Raw genomic sequence first — 20,838 nt, forward strand, 5'->3', positions numbered from 1 at the left:
TATGGCATTTAAGGGCGAAAAGGATTTCCTAAAGGGATTAAAGGGAAATGCAAATCAAAAAAAGGCTATTGAGGCTTTATTTCAGGATCCCGATTTCAAAAAGATTTGGGACTATTTAAAGAATTGCAAAAAGATTTTTGAGTTAAAAATAAAGCCTGGGTTGACCACTCGTAATAAAGAACGATTTGGCGGATATGTTGACGGTGATCCGGGAGAATTATACATGAATCCCACTAAACCGGAACACAAACAAAACCCTATGGAATTGGCAGATACCTTACTACACGAAAGTATGCATGCTGTGTTCGACTCCATGGAGGTTTGTGGCCCAAAGGGCTATCCTTTACCAAAAGGTGCCATCGAACTGCAAAAAGACACCAAGATTACGGGTTGGAAATCCAGATCAAAAGCTTGGGCAAGCCCATTAGATCAAGATTATCTGAAAAAGCATTACGGGGATAGCCCCAGCAACCCCGAAGAGGAATATATAGACATTAATGATGTAGCCCAGAGATTTATCATCAAAATAATAAAGCGACTTATAAAGAAAACTAAGGTGGGGAAGAAAACCACGACCTTTATTATTGAGGAAAAAAGAAAGGGGAAATAAATGCGCTATGAAAATATTTACCTTGCCAATGGATTCCCAACACTAGTTTCAATCTATAGACCCTATTCTTGATGGTTCATTGGTAATTCGCAAGACCATTTTTCTATTGGTTTCATTATCACGAACATCGATGACAACTATTTCCCATTCATGATCTACGATACCCTCACCCAATGGACCTCCAATGGCCTGAAAATCTGTATAGGTTACAATATTACTTCGATAGGCTTCGGTCTCATCTTCCAATAATGGCTGCCATTTTCGTTGGCTCTTGTAAGGATCTCCAGAGTTGGCTATAGTTAAAAGCCCTACAGCAGACGTTTCACCACCTAAGTGAATGACTCCTCCTGTATAGATCCAAGACATTTCCTTTAGCCCACCGCTATCCGTATATGTAAAGATAACACGATATGACGCCCCACGCCTTAAATACAGTGCTTTATTGTCAAAATCGAAGTCTTCCGTGATTTCTTCATTAAGACCATCTCCTATTATTTTAAGAATAAATTCTGGGGGTCGGGTATCCCTCGGTGGGACTGTGGTTTTACAACCCACAGCCATTATCAGTACTATCAAACTTGTAACTATTCCTCTTTTCATCATTTATTGTTTAACATGATTTAGCCCAACATTGGCCAATGTTGATTAGAGATTAAAGTTATGTAATACAGCAACTTAATTCTGTAGGTATTCCCCTTAAATACAAAAAGGGTTTTACCCGTTTTTCTCATATATAGCATCTAAATCTCTTTTTTCCTAAATTGCAGGCACTAAGCACAGCGCATGAACATCGCCGTACTTTCCCGAGGGGAAAACCTTTACTCTACCAAAAGCCTCCTAAAAGCAGGATTGGCACGAAACCACGACATGGAAGTTTTGGATCCCGGTCATTGTACCTTGGGCATCGAAAACGGCAAGGCGGTATTATACTATTATAATGAGATTGTGGACGATCTACATGCTGTTATTCCACGTGTAGGGGCATCCAATACTTTTTATGGATCTTCTTTGGTAAGACACTTTCAGTCTATGGGGGTGTTTTGTGTTGTGGGCGCAGAGCCCATCCTGCAATCCAGAAACAAGTGGACCTGTTTTCAAATTTTGGCAAAAGCCGGAATTCCAGTTCCACAAACCATTTTAGGGAATACCCCGGATATTGAAAATGCTTTATCCAAATTTGGCTCACCCCCTGTGATCATAAAATTACTGCAGGGCACACACGGGCAAGGCGTAATTCTAGCCGAAACCCATGCCTCAGCCCTTTCTACGATAGAAACACTAAAGGCTGCAAAAGTTCGTTTCATTATTCAGGAATTTATTGCCGAATCCAATGGAGCCGATTTTAGGGCCATAGTGGTTGATGGCAAGATCGTAGCCGCCATGAAAAGACAAAGCCGTGCTGGCGATTTTCGATCCAATCTGCATCGTGGGGGTTCCGCGGAAGCAATCACCTTAAGTCAAGCCCAAGAACATATGGCTTTACGAGCTGCCAAGGCGCTGAGGATGGGTGTATGCGGCGTGGATATTTTAGAATCGGAACAGGGGCCCATTGTTTTGGAAGTAAACTCAACACCTGGACTCGAAGGAATTGAAAATACTACAGGAATAGATGTAGCTACCCAGATCATTAATTATATTGAACGCAACAGACGTATATGACCCAAAAGAAGGCGGAATCCATTACACTCATGGGACAAGAGATTGCCCCAGGAAGCTCTAGGGAACTCAATTTTAGTTTTGCCAATCTGCATACCAATGCACCCGTGGACGTTCCAATTATAATTGAACGTTCCAAATTTAAGGGTCCTACTGTCCTATTTACTGCAGGAATTCATGGCGACGAGGTTAATGGAATCGAAATCGTACGCCAGATGGTTTCAAAAGGCATCAACAAACCTAAAATTGGCACTATAATTTGCATTCCCATTATTAATATTTTTGGATTCCTGCAAAAGGTCCGTGAGTTCCCGGATGGCAGGGACCTAAACCGCTCTTTTCCCGGTAGTAAAATGGGATCGTTAGCAGCTCGGGTGGCTTACAAATTGATGAATGACATTGTTCCGCACGTGGATTATTGTATCGACTTCCATACAGGTGGGTCCAGTCGTTTTAACGTGCCTCACATTCGGATTGAAAAAGAACAAAAGGAACTAGTAGAGTTGGCCACAGAGTTCAATGCTCCATTTATTCTACATTCAAAAAACCTAAAGAAGTCCTTCCGTAGTGCGTGTCAAAAAAAGGGGATTCCTTTATTATTGTTCGAAGGGGGCAAATCCAATTCCATAGATACGGTTGTGAGTAATACCGGAGTAAACGGATCTAAAAGGGTATTGCACCATTTGGGAATGCTTCGATCCAATTTCAAGGTTTCTTCACCTAGGAAGTCATCGGTCGTAATTACACATAGCAAATGGGTTCGGGCCAGTGCCTCGGGAATGTTTAAATCGTCCATAAAGGTGGGAGGTTATGTGAAAAAACAAGAGGTTATTGGGCACATTACCGATCCCTATGGAAAAATTCATCATTGGATAAAGTCCAATCAGGAAGGATATGTGATCAATGTTAACGAAGCTCCTTTGGTGTACCAAGGCGATGCCTTATTCCATATTTCAACCGAGGTTCAATGATTAGTAAAAAAGACCTTCGAACATCCTATAAAGAGAAAAGGGAACAACTATCAGATGACCAAATAGAAGATTATAGCATTGCGATTGCCAATAACGCTCTATCCTTGCCCATTTGGAACGCTACCTATTACCATGTCTTTCTTTCCATTTTGGAAAAAAAAGAGGTGCTCACGGAACACCTATTGCATATTCTAATGGGTAGGGAAAAAAGTGTGGTTGTCCCTAAGGCCGATTTCGATACGAATGACTTGAAACATATACTACTGCAAGAAAACACCTCACTGGAAGTATCAAATTATGGAATACCCGAGCCTGTTTCCGGAATTGAAATACAGGCCTCCCAAATGGAAGTGGTTTTTGTTCCATTATTGGCTTTTGACAAACAGGGGAATAGGATTGGTTATGGCAAGGGGTTTTATGATCGGTTTCTTTCTGAATGCAATCAAAATTGTATAAAAATAGGGCTCTCGTTTTTTGACGCTGAAGATATTGTACCTCATGACTCCATGGATATTGCATTAGATTATTGCATTACCCCAAAAACAATCCATTCTTTTTTCGAAAAAAAGTAATTGCCTCGCTTAGTGCCTATGGCCTTCACTTCCAGGGATTTCTTTTTTTTATGCTATATTGAGGCCCCCTAATCACACTAATTAACCATGTTTTTGACCCAAAAAAAGAAAAATAAGGGCCCCGATATTGAAGAATCGACTAAAGAAAAAATGGATAGTCCTTTTGGAAATTTCTACTATAAAGATGTCGCCGAATTAACAGGCGTAGGTGGTTGGTCCATCCACTTCAAAGAAAAAAAAAGCTATCTAGATCCTCAAGCACGAAAGATTCTAAATGCTCCCGACGATTATCGTCCTTCCTTGCGAACGGCGCTGGACTTTTATGCCCCAGAGCACAAAGCTAAGGCTACCGAGGCTTTCATGGCCTGTAGTATGGGTGCCCCTTTTAACACCACTGTAAAAATGCTTACTTACGACCAGCGTGAATTCTGGGCGAAAGCTGTGGGAAGGCCCATTTATGATGAAAATAAAGAGATTGTCGGAATACAAGGTGTATTTCAGGATGTAGATGAAGAGAAACTTAAGGAAATTGGTTTGCAAACCTCTGTAAAAGTTATAGAGTCACAGAATTCCCGACTTTTTAATTTTGCGCATATCGTCTCCCACAACCTTAGGTCGCATGCCAGTAATTTGGGATTAACCTTAGATTTACTGAAATCTATCGAAGATGCAGCCGAAGAGGAAGAATTGAAATCGAGCTTGTACGATATCTCTGAAAGTCTCAATGAAACGATTAACCACCTCAATGAAATTGTAACAGCTCAGTCCCGATCACTGGACGAGAGAAGAATTTTGAGTTTCGACCATGTGCTACAAAACACAATAAGTTCGATCAGCAGAATGATCGAGGAGACCGGAACGGAGATTTTCTCGGATTTTACAGAAGTATCGGAAATACAATACATTCCTTCCTATCTGGAAAGTATCTTCTTAAATCTAATTACGAATGCCATAAAATATAGGCATCCCGATAGGACCCCTATAATTGATATCTGCAGTTTTCTCGAAGGCGAGAGAACTTGTTTAATGATAAAGGATAATGGTCTGGGACTAGACCTCGAAAAGCATGGGGATGACCTATTCAATATGTACCAAACATTCCATACGGGCAAAGAGTCTGTAGGGATTGGACTCTTTATAACCAAAAACCAAATTGAAACCTTGCAGGGAAGCATTCATGTTGAAAGCACCGTAAACGAAGGAACCACATTTAAAATCGTATTTTAGCAAACAAAACAACCTCCATTTTGACTAACCTTACCCCCACCCCAATTAAACTAGCCTGTATTATAGATGATGATGATGTCTACATCAATCTCATTAAAAAAGTGATTAACATTCGAAAACTTTCAGAAAACTTGCTCATTTTCAAGAATGGGCAGGAAGCACTTCAATACTTTACTCCAATTATTAAGGAAGAGGATGATCGCATTTTTCCTGAAATCATCTTGTTAGATTTGAATATGCCCGTTATGGACGGCTGGCGTTTTCTTGAGGAATTCACAAAAATTAAAACAGGAAGGGATGTTAAAACCACATTATACATTGTAAGCTCCTCCATTAACCCAATTGATCTTGATCGTGCCAAGAATTTCTCCTTGGTAACGGACTATTTAATTAAGCCTGTAAATCTGGATGAATTCGAGGCGATTTTCGTAAGAAATAGTGCTTAAACCTCAGGCTCCTGAGCTGTAATTTCCTGACTGGCTTCTTCCTTTGCTTTTTTGGGGAATGCTTTTCTATTGAATACAATAAGGATACCCACGCCAACACTAATGGCTGCATCGGCTATATTGAAAACAGGTGGAAAAAAGGAGAAATGGAACATATCCACTACTTTTCCATGAAACCAAGTTCCATACCCTTGCTCTGGAAAAATTTGGGATACCTGACCCATGCTATCTTCGAATATTATTCCGTAAAACACCGAGTCCACAATGTTTCCAAGGGCTCCAGCAAAAATAAACGCTAGTGCAAATGTTAACAGGGCGGGCGCATTCTTTCGAACCGTGTCGTACAACCAGTACCCAATACCAGCTATGGCGAATAACCGAAAGATAGATAAGGCAAGTTTCCCATACTGTCCCGGAATTTCGACACCCCATGCCATCCCAGGGTTCTCTACAAAGTTTATATCGAACCAGCTAAAGATTTCAAAACCCCCTCCTAACATAAAGTGGGTCTTGATGTAAATTTTTAACGCTTGATCTGCAATGAGAATCAGGATAACAATTAATAGGGCTTTTCGTAAAGACATAGTGTATGTAATTGCGCAAAAATAAAGAATAATTATTGGGTGGGCTTCAAAATTACATCTCCATTAACACTTTGTGCTGAGACCTCATACCATCCCTCCTTAGGAAGTGTGTTTTCTACCTTCCCCCTTTGAGAAAATGCCTTCCCTTTTACCCCCAAATCCGCATGAACTGATATAAAGCCATGTCGTGAGTTGAGTTGGGCATCACCTAGAAAATTCGTGAGCGTACAATTTCCATTATTCAGCCCTGTATAGAGATTCTTGAATTCCCCCTGAGCTTCTACCGATGCAATGAAAGAGCTTACATATACAGAAAGGTTCTTTGGAATAAGCAAGGTCATTTCTATAGAAATAACCTTGTGCGCTGCCAATTTATCATTGGCTGCCTCAAAATATGGGGTGTAACCAGTCTTTATATATAAAGTCCCATTTTTCTCATGTGCAGAAAGCAACACATTTTCATAATTTTCACCTTCCACTTCGGTAAGAATCTCGATAGTTTCGGTAGCTATGGTCTGTAATTTGATCAGAAATACCTGATCGCTTGCGATTTCTATCTTTTCAATGTTTTCAGCATCCAAAGATCGTTGAATCACCTTTTGGGATTGGCATGAAAAAATGATCCCAAAGAATGCGGCTATATGAATTCCAATTTTCTTCATAAAAAAGCCCTACAACGTAGGGCATAATTAATTTTGGATATGGAAGAAGTCCTTACTTCTGCATATTCTTGGCCTCTATGCTTAACGTTGCATGAGGAACCAATTTTAGGCGTTCCGGATTAATTAATTTTCCTGTTACACGACAAATTCCATAGGTCTTATTCTCAATCCTGATCAAGGCATTCTTTAGGTCGCGAATAAACTTCTCTTGGCGAATGGCCAATTGCGAGGAAGTTTCCTTGCTCATTACCTCACTCCCTTCATCGAAAGCCTTGAAAGTAGGTGATGTGTCATCCGTACCATTATTACTGTCATTTTTATAGGCACTTTCTATAAGATGCAGTTGTTCTGTTGCCTTTTCAATTTTGTCTTGTATAAGTACCCTGAATTCCTCAAGTTCCTTATCACTGTATCGATTCTTAACTTCTTGAGCCATATTAATTGTGTTTTTTAATACTTAGCCTAGTGGCAATGTCATCGAAAGTAATTTCCGTTCCTTCTCCTACTTTCTCTTCAAATTGCAGCACTTCGGTTAACGTTTCTTGTTTAATGTAAGCTATATTCTGCTCAACAGCAGTTTTCAGGTTTTTATCCTCTTGTACGATGACCTCTACACGATCGGTAACTTCGAATCCTGAATCCTTTCTAAGATTCTGAATGCGGTTTACCAATTCCCTTGCAATACCTTCATTCCTCAGTTCATCCGTTATAGTCACGTCTAAAGCCACGGTTATTCCACTTGCATTGGCGACCAACCATCCTTCTATATCCTGAGAACTTATTAGTACCTCATCGAGGGTTAATGTAACATTTTTTTCGTTAAACAAAATAGAAATATTCCCTTCTTTTTCAAATTGAGAGATTTCTTCCTGTCCAAACGAACTGATAGCCTGAGCAATAGATTTCATATCCTTTCCAAAGCGCGGACCCAATTTCTTGAAATCAGGTTTTATTTGTTTTACCAAAATTCCAGAGCCCTCATCTATCAACTCAATCTCTTTCACATTTACCTCACTGGTAATAAGATCTGAAACCGCCAGTATCTCTTCCCTTTCGGATTCATCCAAAACTGGAATCATGATTTTCTGAAGCGGTTGTCTCACCTTGATCTTCTCGCGCTGTCGTAACGATAAAACCAATGAGCTTATTGTCTGGGCCCTTTGCATTTTTCGCTCGAGCTCCTTATCAATATACGTCGCATCCGTTTTTGGAAAGTTACTTAAGTGTACCGAAATAGGTGCTTCCTGAGTAACTCCCGAGGTAAGATCCTTATACAAGCGATCCATAAAGAAAGGTGCCACCGGTGCTCCTAATTGGGCTACAGTTACCAAACAGGTATATAGTGTCTGATAGGCACTTATCTTGTCCTCACCATAACTTCCTTTCCAATAACGTCTTCTACTTAAACGTACAAACCAGTTGCTCAGATTCTCTTGAACAAATTCAGATATGGCCCGTGTTGCTTTTGTAGGTTCATAATCTCCATAGGCGGCATCTACTTTCTGAATTAAGGTATTCAATTCTGAAAGTATCCATCGATCTATTTCTGGTCTTTGATCCAATGGGATATTGGCCTCTTCGTAGTTAAAATCATCCAAATTGGCATAAAGGCTGAAAAAGCTATACGTATTGTACAGTGTCCCGAAGAATTTATTTCGAATCTCAGCAATACCATCACTATCAAATTTTAGATTATCCCAAGGATTGGCATTACTAATCATATACCACCTTGTGGCATCCGGACCATATTGAGCCAAAGTGTCGAAAGGGTCTACCGCATTGCCCAAGCGTTTGGACATTTTCTGTCCATTCTTGTCTAAAACCAATCCGTTGGAGACTACATTTTTGTAAGCCACATCATCAAATATCATGGTCGCTATGGCGTGTAGGGTATAGAACCATCCTCGAGTCTGATCCACTCCTTCGGCAATGAAATCTGCTTTTCTCCATGTATTCTCAACCTTTTCCTTGTTCTCGAAAGGATAGTGCCATTGGGCATAAGGCATAGAACCACTATCGAACCAAACATCGATAAGATCGGCTTCGCGTTTCATAGGTTGTCCAGAGGACGATACCAATATGATTTGATCCACAATATTCTTGTGCAAATCGACCGTATCGTAATTCCCCTCTGAGAAATCACCAGCAACAAAATTCTCGAAAATATCCCGCTCCATTAGCCCGGCATTAACAGCTTTGGCCATCTCTGCTTTCAATTCTTCGATAGAACCGATACAAATTTCTTCAGATCGGTCTTCTGTTCGCCAGATAGGTAAAGGAATTCCCCAATAGCGCGATCTAGAAAGGTTCCAATCATTGGCATTGGCCAACCAGTTCCCGAAGCGACCTTCTCCTGTAGCTTTGGGTTTCCAGTTAATGGTTTGATTTAATTCATGCATTCGGTCCCTGAAAGAAGTAACCTTAATGAACCACGAATCTAAAGGGTAATATAATATGGGTTTATCGGTGCGCCAACAGTTGGGATAACTGTGCACATATTTTTCAACCTTAAAGGCTTTATTTTCAATTTTGAGTTTTATGGCAAGTTCTACATCTACACTCTTTTCTGGTGCTTTGCCGTCATCGTAGTACTCATTCTTTACATACTTACCACCAAATTCGCCCATTTCGGGTCGAAAACGTCCTTGTAAATCGACCAATGGCACCAAGTTTCCATTTTCATCCTTTACCAATAGGGGCGGTACCTCAGGAGTGGCTTCCTTTGCCACCTTGGCATCGTCTGCACCAAATGTTGGGGCCGTATGCACAATTCCAGTACCATCTTCTGTCGTTACAAAATCTCCCGCAATAACTCGGAAGGCATTTTCGGGGTGATCGTTTGGTAACACATACGGCAATAACTGCTCGTAACGGATATCGACCAAATCGGCACCTTTGAACTCCTTTAGTACCAAAAACGGAATTTTCTTTGCGCCTTGTTCATAGGATGAAAGTGCGTTTTCATCTTCTGCCAATTCGTATTTTCCACTCAATTGCTTTCCTACCAAATTTTTGGCCAAAACCACATGAATGGGTTCGAAGGTATATTGGTTAAATGTTTTAACCAACACATAATCTATTTTAGGGCCAACCGTAAGCGCTGTATTACTTGGCAGGGTCCAAGGTGTGGTAGTCCAGGCCAATATGTGAACATCTCCGAATCCCTGAAGGAAATCGGGTAAGGTCCCTACTTCTGTTTTAAATTGAGCAACTACAGTTGTATCCGTCACATCCTGATAAGTACCCGGTTGGTTTAACTCATGAGAACTTAATCCAGTACCTGCTTTAGGGGAATAGGGCTGAATGGTATATCCTTTATACAACAGATCCTTATCATAGATTTGCTTCAATAACCACCAAACCGTTTCCATGTATTTTGACTTGTAGGTGATATATGGATCGTCCATATCTACCCAATAGCCATAACTTTCGGTCACTTTATTCCACACATCGGTATAGCGCATCACTGCCTTTCTACAGGCGGCGTTATAGTCTTCTACGGATATTTTCTTGCCAATATCCTCTTTGGTGATGCCCAATTCTTTTTCTACGCCTAACTCTATGGGCAATCCATGAGTGTCCCATCCTGCCTTTCGATCAACTTTAAATCCTTTCTGTGTCTTGTATCTGCAAAAGATATCCTTAATGGCTCGAGCCATTACATGATGAATACCGGGCAGTCCATTTGCAGATGGTGGCCCTTCAAAAAACACATAAGGTTCGCTTCCTTCGCGAATGGAAATACTCTGCTCGAAAATGTTTTCACGTTTCCAAAAATCGAGTAATTCCTCTCCCAGTTTAGGAAGGTCCAAGCCTTTGTATTCCTTAAATTTTGTGCTCATCGGGCCTTGTTTTTGAATAAGGGTGCGAATTTACGGAATTTTTACGCAAAAAACCCACACATAGAGGGACTTGACAGGAGAATTTAATTCAAAAATAAAGACGCACAAAAAAAGGTGCCAATGATCTAGCAACCATGGCACCATAAATTATGTGGAACGTCTATTGTCTATCGAACATAATCTCTCCAACCAACTCATAGGATTCTCCAGTAGTCTGGTTGTTTGCAATATCGGCATACCCAATCCCAAATTGGGTTCTGGAAAATGCAGTCACATCGTACATCTCATTTTCTGTAAAACCATTTATTACAAATGTAAGCGTAATAGTCTCTGCTGTTGCATTCAATGTATAGGTTCCTGAGTAATTTTCTATAATGATTTCAGTATCTATCAATGGTGTTTCTCCAGCTACGGTTATGGTTTCCGTAATTCGGTACTGCACATCTATAGTAAAGTTACCATCAGCATCAAAAGTCGTTGTCCCTTGGAAAGTATCTCCAACAATATTTGTGTTCGAATCTATGGGAACCCCATTTATTACATATGTTTCATCTATATTTTCAATATAGGAATTCATTACATAGGTTCCAGCAAGGTTCTCACTGTTCAGTAGAAAGGTATCGTCCCCTCCATCGTCATCTTTTTTACAGCTCGTCACGGCAAGGACGATCGTGAAAATAAAAAGTAATTTTTTAAAGCTCATAAGTAGTAGATTTTGGGTAAAGATACTTTGTTTTTGAATGGTGTAATTGAACCAAAATCAATTTATTTCCCCAAGTTACTAACACATTTTTCTATCTTTAGGACGACTAACAACCAATAAAAAGATCTTGAAAAAACTATTGCTAGCGTTCCTGCTATTATCTGTTTCCATCCAAGCGCAGGATTATGTAGACTTAGTAAAAATTGGATACGGACAGACCTTTAACAATGATTTTGAAGGAACGGACAACAGTACAGAGGTGAAAACCTTTGAAGCTGATATCACTTTTCCCATAGTTTTAAATGATAAACATGCTATTATTACGGGAGGACTATTTAGCCGGAATAATCTTCAGCTGTTTCCACAAGCAGAGTTCACCAGTCTATATAGTAGTACGCTAAAGTTAGGTTGGGCTGCCAGCTGGGACGAAAAATGGAGCACAACCCTGGTAGCACTGCCAAAAATAGCATCGGATTATAAAGATATTGATGGAGACGACTTCTATATAGGTGGGATCGCACTTTTTAAGTACCAGAAAAAGGAAAACCTCATCTACAAGTTTGGACTCTATGCGTCTTCCGAAGCGTTTGGCGTATTCAGCGTCCCTATTTTTGGCTGGTATTATCTCAGTCCGAGCTCCCAATTTGAAATGGACATTTCCCTTCCTGTCGCAGGCGACATTAATTATACGCAAGGTATTTTTACCTATGGATTGGACTATATCGGCATTGGGCGCAGTTTTAACATAGATGAAAACGATGCCAATGTGTATGCAGATTTAAGCTCGCTCGAATTTGCCGCCTATTTACAGTTTAATGCAGTGGAAAAAAGTCTACTCTTACGGGCCAAATTCGGCTATGCCAGCAATGATTACGAGGTGTATGCGCAGGGTGAGAAAATAGACTTGGGGCTGGCTGCCTTCAGTTTTGGGGATGATCGAACCCAGCTTAATCCAACGATTCGTGGAGGGTTCTTTTTGCGTTTTGAAGCCATTTATCGTTTCAATCTTTCCAAGCAGGAAGACGATTCAGAAAAAAATTGATAGCTTTAGGTATGGAAAAGCTTTGTCCAGAATGCGGGGATAAAATCATTGGACGTGCCGATAAGAAGTTTTGCAGCGATGCCTGTCGCAATGCACATAATAATGCATTGAACAAGGATACCAAAAATATTATCCGAACTACCAACAATAGACTTCGCAAAAACCACAGGATTCTCGAGGCACTAAATACCAAAGAGAAAACAAAAGTGGCCAAATCTTCCCTTAGCAAACATGGTTTTTTGTTCGATTATTTTACAGGCTTGTACACCACCAAAAAAGGAGATACCTATTTTTACGTGTACGATCAAGGGTATTTAGCATTGGACAATGATTTTTATTTATTGGTAAAAAGAGAATTTTAATATGCTCCTACTAGAGGGAACCAAAAATCCTTATTTCATAGCGCTATTCCTGGTTGTCTTTTTGGGCATTTTTATATTCGGGATCTTTTTTAACAAAAAGGCAATTATCCTGCGAGAGATGCGCAAGAGTAAGGCCAAACCCATTGGCTCCGTTCGAAATGGGGAATATGTCAAAATAATTGGAAAGGCTCTGCATGTTAAGGAACCCCTTATTGCTCCCATTAGTGGGCGACAATGCATTTTTTATCATACGGAAGTGATACATGGCAGTGGCAAAAACAGAAAAACCATTATCGATGAATTGCGAACACAGGATTTTTTCATAGAGCAAAATGGAGAAATGGTCATGGTGAAAATGGATCAGGCAAATAGGTTTCGAAAAATTCATTTGGTGCAGGACCATCAGTTCAATACCGGAATCTTTGGGGAAAAGAAGGAGCATTTAGAAAAATACCTTCAGAGAAATGGAGAAAGTAGCACCTATTGGATTGGGCTCAAAAAAGATCTTTCTTACAGGGAAGGAATTATTGAACTAAATGAAATAGTAGCAGTTAAGGGAATAGCCGAGTGGAAAACCCTGAAAGAGCCCATTGAAGGATTCCGCTATTCAAAAATATTGAACCTTAAAGGAAGTAAGGAAAAAAAGTTGTTAATCACAGATCATAAGAGCGCCCTGAAAGATCCCAAATAATACTACTTCCAACTATTGCCCTTTAATTGAAGTGCAGCCTTTAACACGTCCTTTTGGCTAATGAGACCCACTAACTTTCCCTCATTAACTATGGGGAAACGCCTTCTTTTTGATGTAAGGAACCGATCGGCCGCATCGAACACATTCATATCGCCATCAATAGTCTCAACTTCTGTCGCCATATGCTCTTCCACTTTTATATCTTCCATCGGCTGATTATAGTAACGGCTATTACTTATCTGCTTCATACAATCCCCTTCGGAAATGATCCCAATGAGTTCATTTTTTTCATTTACCACGGGTCCTCCCGAAATTTTCTTTTTAATGAGTGTGTTCATAACCTCCAACACACTTTGGTCTGGTCTAAATGTAACGAGGTTCGTGCTCATATAGTCAGAGACTTTTATATTTTCTGCAGAGCCTTTGGCAGGCTTCGCTCTTTTACCAATGTAGCTTTTAATTCCCATAAGGTTTAGGTTTTTATCATTTTAAAGATAGCAAAAATTATGAACTGAATCATTCGTTTTTATTTGAAAATCAACTTCATAGACTAACCCTTAATGATTTCCCCAATAATCCGTACTTTTAGGAAACCAAACCCAATTTAATGAAAAGACAATACGCCTTCCTCTCCCTTTTACTCCTATTGGCCCTTACTTATTATAGCTTTTACAGCCTAATGCCTAGCAAGGCAACGCCAGCCTCTGCTCCAGACACAGAATTCTCTGCAGAGAGGGCCTTAATACCCCTAAAGGAAATTACCAAAGCTCCGCACTTTATTGGTAATGATGAACACGCCAGGGTCCGCGAATATCTGGTTAAAGAACTACAGAATTTAGGTTTGTCCGACGTGCAAACACAAGAAGGTTTTATTTACAATGATTGGGGTGGATTGGTAAAACCCATCAACATTATGGGGCGAATTAAAGGGACACAACCTGGTAATGCCCTATTGATTTTTGCTCATTACGACAGTGCCATGGTTCCCTCGTTTGGTGCCAGTGATGCAGGAAGTGGTATTGTTACCATTTTGGAAAGTCTTCGGGCGTATCGTGCCAATGGAATTCAACCAAAAAATGACATTGTAGTACTCTTTACAGATGCCGAAGAAATTGGATTGGATGGTGCCGATCTTTTTGTGAACCAACATCCTTGGGCAAAGGACATAAGACTAGCCTTGAATTTTGAAGCCCGAGGAAGCGGTGGCCCTAGCAATATGATTTTGGAAAGCAATCAAGGCAATCATCATATAATTCAATCTTTTATAGATGCTGGCGTGAAGTTTCCAGTAGCCTCTTCCCTAATGTATAGCATCTACAAAATGTTACCTAACGATACTGATTCCACAGTGCTGAGGGAAGATGGGGATATAGATGGGTTGTTTTTTGCTTTTATTGATGATCATTACGATTACCATACGGCCAATGATAATTTTGAGAACTTAGACAGGAAGACATTACAACATCAAGGAAGTTATTTGCTTCCACTATTGCATCACTATGCCGAAGCGGACCTTGCCAATATGAAAAGTGATCAAGATGATGTGTACGTAAACCTCCCCTTTGTAAATATGATAAGCTATCCGTTTTCGTGGATTCTTCCCATGTTATTGCTTGCAGCTATTGCCTTCTTCTTGCTCGTGTTTCAAGGAATAAAAAAGGATAAATTGAACACGAAAGAAATAGGCAAGGGTTTCGGGGCATTGCTCATATCGCTTATTCTATGTGGCTTAATTGGGTTTTTTGGATGGACCCTTCTGCTAAAAATCTATCCTCAATATAATGAAATAGATCATGGGTTTACCTATAACGGACATACCTACATCGCCTTCTTTGTAGTACTCTCGCTCGCCATAACATTTATGATCTATCGAAGGTTCGGGATTAAAAATGTGGCAAGTGGCTACATCGCCCCACTATTCTTATGGCTCATCATTAATACTGTTGTTTTCTTCGTGATTAAAGGGGGCGCATTTTTTATCATTCCTGTTTTCTTTGGGTTACTCGGACTTTGGGTTTTGACCCGACAGGAAAAACCCAATTTATTGCTAATGGCAATTCTTAGTGCACCCGCCATTTTCATTTTTGCACCACTCATTCAATTCTTTCCAGTTGGATTAGGATTGGAAATGCTAGTGATTAGTTGTGTCTTTACGGTACTGCTTTTCGGATTGGTTTACAATGTCATCGGGTTTTATCGTGGAAAACGCCTGTTCTCTATCTTTTTCTTTATCCTGGCATTCGGTTTTTTCATAAGTGCACATTTCGACAGTGGCTATAATGAAGGACGACAAAAACCCACTAGCCTACTCTATTATCAAAATGCAGATGAAGGCAATTCATATTGGGTTACTTACGATGAAAATCCGGATGAATGGGTTCGTGGGTATCTAGGTGATACACCAGAGGAAGCCTCCAAATATGTAACGAGCTCTGCAGGTAGTAAATACAATACGGGATATAGGTATGCAGCTCCGGCGCCCAGCATAAATATTCCATCCTTTAACCTTCGTTTGGAAAGAGATACTTTGGTAAATGGCAACCAAGAGGTCACATTTACCTTAATTCCGAAAAGGGATGTGCATATACTTCGATTGTATTCGGACTCCACGGTCGTTTTCAATTCTTTGGCCTATAACGGTATGAAAGTGGAACCCGATAGTACAGGTGCGGTATTGGGCAACAGGGAAAGCAATTTTATGATGCATTACAATGTGTCTGAAAGTGATTCCCTAGAAGTGGCGTATTCACTTCCGGATGGTGTTAATCCTAATTTTAGTGTGTTGGAATACTCTCTCGATTTAACCAAGAATCCTTTGTTCACTATAAATAAGAGACCCGCGAACACCATGCCATTAGCCTTTGTAACTACAGATGCAGTCATTGTAAAGAAACAGCTGGATTTGGAGAGCTTAAGGACCGTTAAAGACACTTTATCCATACCAGACAATGAGTAAAACAATTGCGATTGCAGGGATGGGTTGGCTTGGTTGGCCATTAGCGCATCAACTTAAGACTTTTGGTTATACCATAAGAGGAAGTGTCTCATCACAGGATAAAGCGGATCAATTAGTAAAAAACGGATGGGACGTATTTGCCATCATGATCTCAGAAGATGGAGTGTCCGGACCTGTTGAAGAATTCCTGAACGGAGTTCAAGATATGATCATCATGATTCCCCCGGGCCTACGAAGAAACTCAGGTGCGGATTATGTGTTGAAAATGTCACATTTTTTGTCGGAAATAGAACACTCCAGCGTTGAAAATATCATTTTCGTAAGTAGCACATCAGTGTACGGTGACGCACAGGGAACAGTTACCGAGAAAGATCCTCCAAAACCAGACACTGAAGCAGGTCGACAATTATTGCAAGTAGAGCAATTATTTTTTACTTCGCGCTTCAATACAAGCATAGTGCGGTTTGGTGGACTCTTTGGTGGAAGCAGACAGCCCGCACGTTATTTAGCGGGTAGGGAAAACCTAAGTAATGGAAGGGCTCCGGTCAATTTAATTCACAGGGATGATTGTATTAAACTATTAATGACAATTATAAAACGGCAGGCTTTCGGGCATATCTTCAATGCGGTGCATCCAAGTCATCCATCAAAGTCTTCATATTACATTCAAAAAGCAAAGGATCTTGGTTTGGAACCTCCAACCTATGCCCCAGACCTTGCGGAAGAACAATTCAAGCAAGTAGATTCTATCCATCTTAAAGCCCTTTTAGATTTCCACTTCACACAAGAGCCTTAGGATTTGCCAATAATGGCTATCTTTAGGAATCCAATTTTTAAACCATCCTCATGAAACGATTTTTACATCCCTCATTGATTTTTCTTTGCTGTTTTTTGGCAACCCTTATGTCCATAAACGCACAAACGTATGACGAGAAATTATTTGATGCACTGGAATATAGACTAATTGGTCCTTTTCGAGGTGGAAGAAGTGCTGCCGTTACAGGAGTCCCCAACAAGCCCAATCTATTTTATTTTGGGGCCACAGGTGGTGGTATTTGGAAAACCAAGGATGGTGGCAGAACTTGGGAAAATATAAGCGACGGTTTTTTCGGCGGTTCCATTGGATCCATTGAAGTTTCCGAAAGTGATCCAAATGTTATTTATGTGGGCGGTGGCGAAAAGACCGTACGTGGAAATGTATCCTCTGGGTATGGTATTTGGAAATCGGAAAACGCAGGGAAGACTTGGACACAAAGTGGTTTGGAAAAAGGAAGGCACATCCCAAGAATCGCCATCCATCCCAAAGACCACAATGTGGTTTTTGCAGCAGTGATGGGCAATATTTACAAGCCTACCCAAGAGCGCGGTGTCTATAAAAGTACGGACGGAGGTAAGACTTGGCGAAAAACACTATTCTCCAACGAGAATGCGGGTGCTGTAGACCTAGCCATGGATCCTAATAATCCTAGAATCCTATATGCTTCTACATGGAATGTAAGAAGGACCCCCTATAGTCTTAGCAGTGGCGGTGAAGGTTCTGCCCTATGGAAAAGTACCGATAGTGGTGAAACCTGGAAGGAGATTTCAGAAAACAAAGGATTTCCGAAAGACACCTTAGGAATTATTGGGGTGACCGTTTCACCAGTGAATAGTGAACGTGTTTGGGCCATCGTTGAAAACAAGGACAAAGGAGGAGTCTACAGAAGTGATGATGGAGGAGACACTTGGGAACAGGTAAACAGTGAACGTAAACTAAGGCAAAGAGCTTGGTATTACACCCGTATTTATGCGGACACCAAGGATGAGGACATTGTATATGTCCTTAATGTTCGCTACCATAAAAGTACGGATGGGGGAAAAACCTATGAAACGTATAATGCCCCTCATGGAGATCATCACGATTTATGGATCGCACCCGAAAATCCAGATCGCATGATCATTGGCGACGATGGGGGTGCACAGGTTACCTACGATGGAGGCGATACTTGGAGTACCTATCACAATCAGCCCACATCACAATTTTATCGTGTGACTACGGACAATGCCTTCCCATACCGCATTTATGTTGCCCAGCAGGATAATAGTACAATTCGTATTCCCCATAGAACCGAAGGATGGAATATTGATGAGGACGATTGGGAAAGAACTGCTGGTGGAGAAAGTGCACATATCGCTGTCGATCCAGAAGATAACGATGTGGTGTACGGAGGAAGCTATGATGGCTTCCTTACGCGCTACAATCATAAGACCAATACCGTACGAAGCATCAGCGTATGGCCCGACAACCCCATGGGTCATGGAGCAGAGGACATGAAGTACCGATTTCAATGGAATTTCCCGATTTTCTTCTCTCCTCATGATCCCAATAAACTGTACACAGCCTCCAATCATTTGCACATGAGCACGAATGAGGGGCAAAGTTGGGAATTAATTAGCCCAGACCTTACCCGTAATGATCCCTCAAAATTGGGTCCATCGGGTGGCCCAATAACCAAAGACAATACCTCCGTAGAGTATTACTGTACCATATTTGCTGCAGCCGAAAGTCCCATAACACCTGGATTGCTTTGGGTAGGAAGTGACGACGGTCTTATACACGTTTCTCAAGACGGTGGGCAAAATTGGAATAATGTTACACCAAAAGGAATGCCCGAATGGATGATGATTAACAGTATTGAGCCTTCAAGGTTCAATGCAGGGACCTGTTATGTGGCGGGCACCAAATATAAAACAGGAGACTTTACGCCTTACCTTTATAAGACTACAGACTACGGAAAGTCGTGGAAACGAATAACCAATGGCATTGCTCCCGAGCATTTTACTCGTGTTCTTAGGGAAGATCAAACTAAGCAAGGTCTATTGTATGCCGGTACAGAAACCGGAATGTATGTATCATTTAATGATGGAGATAATTGGCAACCATTTCAGCTCAACTTGCCCATTGTTCCCATTACCGATTTAGCATTAAAAAACAATAATCTCATTGTGGCTACACAAGGAAGAAGCCTATGGATTATAGACGATCTTACCGTTTTGCATCAATTAAATGCGGCCAAAGGAAAGCCAAATTACCTTTTCAAACCCAAGGAAACGTATAGAATGGGAGGTAATAGTACTAAGAAATCCTTAACCACAGGAACCAATCATCCCGCAGGAGTTATTACCTATTTTAATTTAGAAGACCCCAAGGATAAGGAAGTAAAACTTAGTTTCCTCAATTCTAAAAATGACACGATTAAAACCTTTAGCACCAAAAGTAAAGACGATAAGTTGACTGTTGAGAAGGGCGCAAACATGTTTGCTTGGAACACTCGGGGAAAAGGTGCCGAGCGACTTAAGGGAATGATCTTATGGTGGGCCAGCACCAATGCCCCCAAAGCGGTGCCGGGACAATACAAAGTGGTTCTGCAGGTAGAAGACGAAGTACAGGTGCAGAACTTCACCATTTCACCAGATGAAAACGCAGAGACGGATATTAGGGGTATGCAGGTTCAGTTCGATTTCATTACAGATATTAATGCAACTGTAGATCGTGCCCACAAGTCCATCAAAAAAATTAGGAAGATCAATACGCAGCTTGAGGCCTTTCAGAAGCAATACAAGGAAAACGAACAGGTAAAAGATCTTTTAGATAGGGCAAAGACGCTGAGCGAACAATTTTCGGAAATTGAAAAAGCGCTGTATCAAACCAAAAACCGAAGTGGTCAGGATCCGTTGAATTTCCCCATAAGATTGACCAACAAATTGGCGCATCTAAATAGTCTAGTGGGCATGGATGATTTCCCCCCGACAGATCAGGATATAGCTGTAAAAAACGAATTGACACAAAAGATCAATGCAGAACTCACCAAATTTGAAGCGCTGGTCTCGAAGGAAGTAGCTTCGTTCAATACCGCATTCAATGAACTCAATTTGAATTATCTTTTTATTGAAGAGGATAAGTAAGCGTATCTTTGTGGCCCTATGGAATACAATTACATAAAATCCCTGCACCTCATATTTGTAATCACATGGTTTGCAGGTTTGTTTTATATCGTACGATTGTTCGTATACCAAATAGAGGCTTTCCACAAACCTTCCCCAGATAAGGAAATACTTGGGGCTCAACTAAAAATAATGGCAAAGCGGCTGTGGTATATCATTACTTGGCCATCCATGATTTTAAGTCTGTTTTTTGCGATTTGGCTACTTTACATTCGGCCTTTTTATATAAGCGATGCGTGGATGCAGGTAAAATTGGGTTTTGTGGTTTTATTGATCATATATCACATAAAATGCCATCATTATTTCAAACAGTTACAGCAAGATGTAGTGAAGCATTCTTCCAATTTTATGCGTCTTTTTAATGAAGGCGCTACCATCATTCTCTTTGCTGTGGTTTTCTTGGTAATATTGAAAAATGCGGTAAATTGGATATATGGCGTCGTTGGAATTGTTGCCTTTAGCGTACTAATAATGCTTGGTTTCAGGTTTTATAAGCGTATTCGTGAAAAAAACAGCACAAAATAGCATGG

Annotated in this window: 20 protein-coding genes; 13 read left to right on the forward strand and 7 right to left on the reverse strand. The window is 40.6% G+C overall.

Going from position 1 to position 20,838, the window contains the following annotated elements; all coding sequences use genetic code 11:
* The first annotated feature begins 1 nt into the window (after position 1).
* Positions 2 to 610 (forward strand): hypothetical protein, encoded by a 609-nt coding sequence (locus AC6JAD_RS05275; RefSeq protein ID WP_461302185.1) that lies wholly within the window; start codon positions 2 to 4, stop codon positions 608 to 610.
* Between the two features lie 48 nt (positions 611 to 658).
* On the opposite strand, the gene AC6JAD_RS05280 is transcribed toward AC6JAD_RS05275, so the two are convergent.
* Positions 659 to 1,213, reverse strand: a complete 555-nt coding sequence (locus AC6JAD_RS05280; RefSeq protein WP_497866103.1) for a hypothetical protein — start codon at positions 1,211 to 1,213, stop codon at positions 659 to 661.
* A gap of 180 nt (positions 1,214 to 1,393) precedes the next feature.
* On the opposite strand from AC6JAD_RS05280, the gene AC6JAD_RS05285 reads away from it, so the two are divergent.
* The 5 genes from AC6JAD_RS05285 (at position 1,394) to AC6JAD_RS05305 (ending at position 5,482) form a co-directional block, all read left to right on the forward strand.
* Complete coding sequence (locus AC6JAD_RS05285) at positions 1,394 to 2,269, forward strand: ATP-grasp domain-containing protein (RefSeq protein ID WP_461302183.1); 876 nt, start codon at positions 1,394 to 1,396, stop codon at positions 2,267 to 2,269.
* Positions 2,266 to 3,237 carry a succinylglutamate desuccinylase/aspartoacylase family protein gene (locus AC6JAD_RS05290; protein WP_461302182.1) on the forward strand — a complete coding sequence of 324 codons (972 nt, stop codon included), beginning with the start codon at positions 2,266 to 2,268 and terminating at the stop codon, positions 3,235 to 3,237. The genes AC6JAD_RS05285 and AC6JAD_RS05290 overlap by 4 nt, the downstream gene beginning before the upstream one ends.
* Complete coding sequence (locus AC6JAD_RS05295) at positions 3,237 to 3,809, forward strand: 5-formyltetrahydrofolate cyclo-ligase (RefSeq protein WP_461302843.1); 573 nt, start codon at positions 3,237 to 3,239, stop codon at positions 3,807 to 3,809. Before AC6JAD_RS05290 ends, AC6JAD_RS05295 begins: the two co-directional genes overlap by 1 nt.
* A gap of 87 nt (positions 3,810 to 3,896) precedes the next feature.
* Positions 3,897 to 5,036, forward strand: coding sequence for a PAS domain-containing sensor histidine kinase (locus AC6JAD_RS05300; protein ID WP_461302181.1), 1,140 nt, complete (start codon positions 3,897 to 3,899; stop codon positions 5,034 to 5,036).
* A gap of 20 nt (positions 5,037 to 5,056) precedes the next feature.
* On the forward strand, positions 5,057 to 5,482 hold the full coding sequence (locus tag AC6JAD_RS05305) for a response regulator (RefSeq protein WP_461302180.1): 426 nt from the start codon (positions 5,057 to 5,059) through the stop codon (positions 5,480 to 5,482).
* On the opposite strand, the gene AC6JAD_RS05310 is transcribed toward AC6JAD_RS05305, so the two are convergent.
* The 5 genes from AC6JAD_RS05310 to AC6JAD_RS05330 all read right to left on the reverse strand — a co-directional run bounded on the left by AC6JAD_RS05310 (position 5,479) and on the right by AC6JAD_RS05330 (position 11,273).
* The gene (locus AC6JAD_RS05310) at positions 5,479 to 6,066 is read right to left on the reverse strand and encodes a lipoprotein signal peptidase (protein ID WP_461302179.1); all 588 of its coding nucleotides are present in this window, start codon (positions 6,064 to 6,066) and stop codon (positions 5,479 to 5,481) included. The genes AC6JAD_RS05305 and AC6JAD_RS05310 overlap by 4 nt on opposite strands.
* A 32-nt stretch (positions 6,067 to 6,098) precedes the next feature.
* Positions 6,099 to 6,728 carry a DUF4097 family beta strand repeat-containing protein gene (locus AC6JAD_RS05315; protein ID WP_461302178.1) on the reverse strand — a complete coding sequence of 210 codons (630 nt, stop codon included), beginning with the start codon at positions 6,726 to 6,728 and terminating at the stop codon, positions 6,099 to 6,101.
* Between the two features lie 52 nt (positions 6,729 to 6,780).
* A complete protein-coding gene (locus AC6JAD_RS05320; protein WP_461302177.1) occupies positions 6,781 to 7,164 on the reverse strand; it encodes a TraR/DksA family transcriptional regulator in 384 nt (127 codons plus the stop codon).
* Position 7,165: 1 nt separating this feature from the next.
* Positions 7,166 to 10,570, reverse strand: a complete 3,405-nt coding sequence (ileS, locus tag AC6JAD_RS05325; protein WP_461302176.1) for an isoleucine--tRNA ligase — start codon at positions 10,568 to 10,570, stop codon at positions 7,166 to 7,168.
* A gap of 160 nt (positions 10,571 to 10,730) precedes the next feature.
* The gene (locus AC6JAD_RS05330; RefSeq protein WP_461302175.1) at positions 10,731 to 11,273 is read right to left on the reverse strand and encodes a hypothetical protein; all 543 of its coding nucleotides are present in this window, start codon (positions 11,271 to 11,273) and stop codon (positions 10,731 to 10,733) included.
* A gap of 127 nt (positions 11,274 to 11,400) precedes the next feature.
* Between AC6JAD_RS05330 and AC6JAD_RS05335 the strand changes: the two genes are divergently transcribed.
* Genes AC6JAD_RS05335 through AC6JAD_RS05345 form a run of 3 tightly spaced genes read left to right on the forward strand, consistent with a single transcriptional unit; the run spans position 11,401 to position 13,368 of the window.
* Positions 11,401 to 12,315 (forward strand): DUF6268 family outer membrane beta-barrel protein, encoded by a 915-nt coding sequence (locus AC6JAD_RS05335; protein WP_461302174.1) that lies wholly within the window; start codon positions 11,401 to 11,403, stop codon positions 12,313 to 12,315.
* An 11-nt stretch (positions 12,316 to 12,326) separates the two neighbouring features.
* Entirely contained in the window at positions 12,327 to 12,677 is a 351-nt protein-coding gene (locus AC6JAD_RS05340; RefSeq protein WP_461302173.1) for a DNA gyrase inhibitor YacG, read from the forward strand.
* Position 12,678: 1 nt separating this feature from the next.
* The gene (locus AC6JAD_RS05345) at positions 12,679 to 13,368 is read left to right on the forward strand and encodes a hypothetical protein (protein ID WP_461302172.1); all 690 of its coding nucleotides are present in this window, start codon (positions 12,679 to 12,681) and stop codon (positions 13,366 to 13,368) included.
* A 2-nt stretch (positions 13,369 to 13,370) separates the two neighbouring features.
* Here AC6JAD_RS05345 and AC6JAD_RS05350 read toward each other — a convergent pair whose 3' ends face one another.
* Complete coding sequence (locus tag AC6JAD_RS05350) at positions 13,371 to 13,835, reverse strand: CBS domain-containing protein (RefSeq protein ID WP_461302171.1); 465 nt, start codon at positions 13,833 to 13,835, stop codon at positions 13,371 to 13,373.
* Between the two features lie 140 nt (positions 13,836 to 13,975).
* On the opposite strand from AC6JAD_RS05350, the gene AC6JAD_RS05355 reads away from it, so the two are divergent.
* The 4 genes from AC6JAD_RS05355 to AC6JAD_RS05370 all read left to right on the forward strand — a co-directional run bounded on the left by AC6JAD_RS05355 (position 13,976) and on the right by AC6JAD_RS05370 (position 20,833).
* On the forward strand, positions 13,976 to 16,324 hold the full coding sequence (locus tag AC6JAD_RS05355; RefSeq protein ID WP_461302170.1) for a M20/M25/M40 family metallo-hydrolase: 2,349 nt from the start codon (positions 13,976 to 13,978) through the stop codon (positions 16,322 to 16,324).
* A complete protein-coding gene (locus tag AC6JAD_RS05360; RefSeq protein WP_461302169.1) occupies positions 16,317 to 17,120 on the forward strand; it encodes a Rossmann-fold NAD(P)-binding domain-containing protein in 804 nt (267 codons plus the stop codon). Before AC6JAD_RS05355 ends, AC6JAD_RS05360 begins: the two co-directional genes overlap by 8 nt.
* 107 nt (positions 17,121 to 17,227) lie before the next feature.
* Complete coding sequence (locus AC6JAD_RS05365) at positions 17,228 to 20,269, forward strand: VPS10 domain-containing protein (protein WP_461302842.1); 3,042 nt, start codon at positions 17,228 to 17,230, stop codon at positions 20,267 to 20,269.
* Positions 20,270 to 20,287: 18 nt separating this feature from the next.
* A complete protein-coding gene (locus AC6JAD_RS05370) occupies positions 20,288 to 20,833 on the forward strand; it encodes a CopD family protein (RefSeq protein ID WP_461302168.1) in 546 nt (181 codons plus the stop codon).
* Positions 20,834 to 20,838 lie beyond the last annotated feature (5 nt).

The organism is Aureisphaera sp. (genome assembly GCF_059726885.1).

What these genes read in the sequence shown, in the direction of transcription:
- AC6JAD_RS05370 (WP_461302168.1), top strand. Translation starts at nt 20,288, where the DNA reads ATGGAATACAATTACATAAAATCCCTGCACCTCATATTTGTAATCACA.
- AC6JAD_RS05360 (WP_461302169.1), top strand. Translation starts at nt 16,317, where the DNA reads ATGAGTAAAACAATTGCGATTGCAGGGATGGGTTGGCTTGGTTGGCCA.
- AC6JAD_RS05285 (WP_461302183.1), top strand. Translation starts at nt 1,394, where the DNA reads ATGAACATCGCCGTACTTTCCCGAGGGGAAAACCTTTACTCTACCAAA.
- AC6JAD_RS05315 (WP_461302178.1), bottom strand. Translation starts at nt 6,728, where the DNA reads ATGAAGAAAATTGGAATTCATATAGCCGCATTCTTTGGGATCATTTTT.
- AC6JAD_RS05300 (WP_461302181.1), top strand. Translation starts at nt 3,897, where the DNA reads ATGTTTTTGACCCAAAAAAAGAAAAATAAGGGCCCCGATATTGAAGAA.
- AC6JAD_RS05345 (WP_461302172.1), top strand. Translation starts at nt 12,679, where the DNA reads ATGCTCCTACTAGAGGGAACCAAAAATCCTTATTTCATAGCGCTATTC.
- AC6JAD_RS05365 (WP_461302842.1), top strand. Translation starts at nt 17,228, where the DNA reads ATGTCCATAAACGCACAAACGTATGACGAGAAATTATTTGATGCACTG.
- AC6JAD_RS05350 (WP_461302171.1), bottom strand. Translation starts at nt 13,835, where the DNA reads ATGGGAATTAAAAGCTACATTGGTAAAAGAGCGAAGCCTGCCAAAGGC.
- AC6JAD_RS05355 (WP_461302170.1), top strand. Translation starts at nt 13,976, where the DNA reads ATGAAAAGACAATACGCCTTCCTCTCCCTTTTACTCCTATTGGCCCTT.
- AC6JAD_RS05290 (WP_461302182.1), top strand. Translation starts at nt 2,266, where the DNA reads ATGACCCAAAAGAAGGCGGAATCCATTACACTCATGGGACAAGAGATT.
- AC6JAD_RS05320 (WP_461302177.1), bottom strand. Translation starts at nt 7,164, where the DNA reads ATGGCTCAAGAAGTTAAGAATCGATACAGTGATAAGGAACTTGAGGAA.
- AC6JAD_RS05330 (WP_461302175.1), bottom strand. Translation starts at nt 11,273, where the DNA reads ATGAGCTTTAAAAAATTACTTTTTATTTTCACGATCGTCCTTGCCGTG.
- ileS (WP_461302176.1), bottom strand. Translation starts at nt 10,570, where the DNA reads ATGAGCACAAAATTTAAGGAATACAAAGGCTTGGACCTTCCTAAACTG.
- AC6JAD_RS05310 (WP_461302179.1), bottom strand. Translation starts at nt 6,066, where the DNA reads ATGTCTTTACGAAAAGCCCTATTAATTGTTATCCTGATTCTCATTGCA.
- AC6JAD_RS05275 (WP_461302185.1), top strand. Translation starts at nt 2, where the DNA reads ATGGCATTTAAGGGCGAAAAGGATTTCCTAAAGGGATTAAAGGGAAAT.
- AC6JAD_RS05280 (WP_497866103.1), bottom strand. Translation starts at nt 1,213, where the DNA reads ATGATGAAAAGAGGAATAGTTACAAGTTTGATAGTACTGATAATGGCT.
- AC6JAD_RS05340 (WP_461302173.1), top strand. Translation starts at nt 12,327, where the DNA reads ATGGAAAAGCTTTGTCCAGAATGCGGGGATAAAATCATTGGACGTGCC.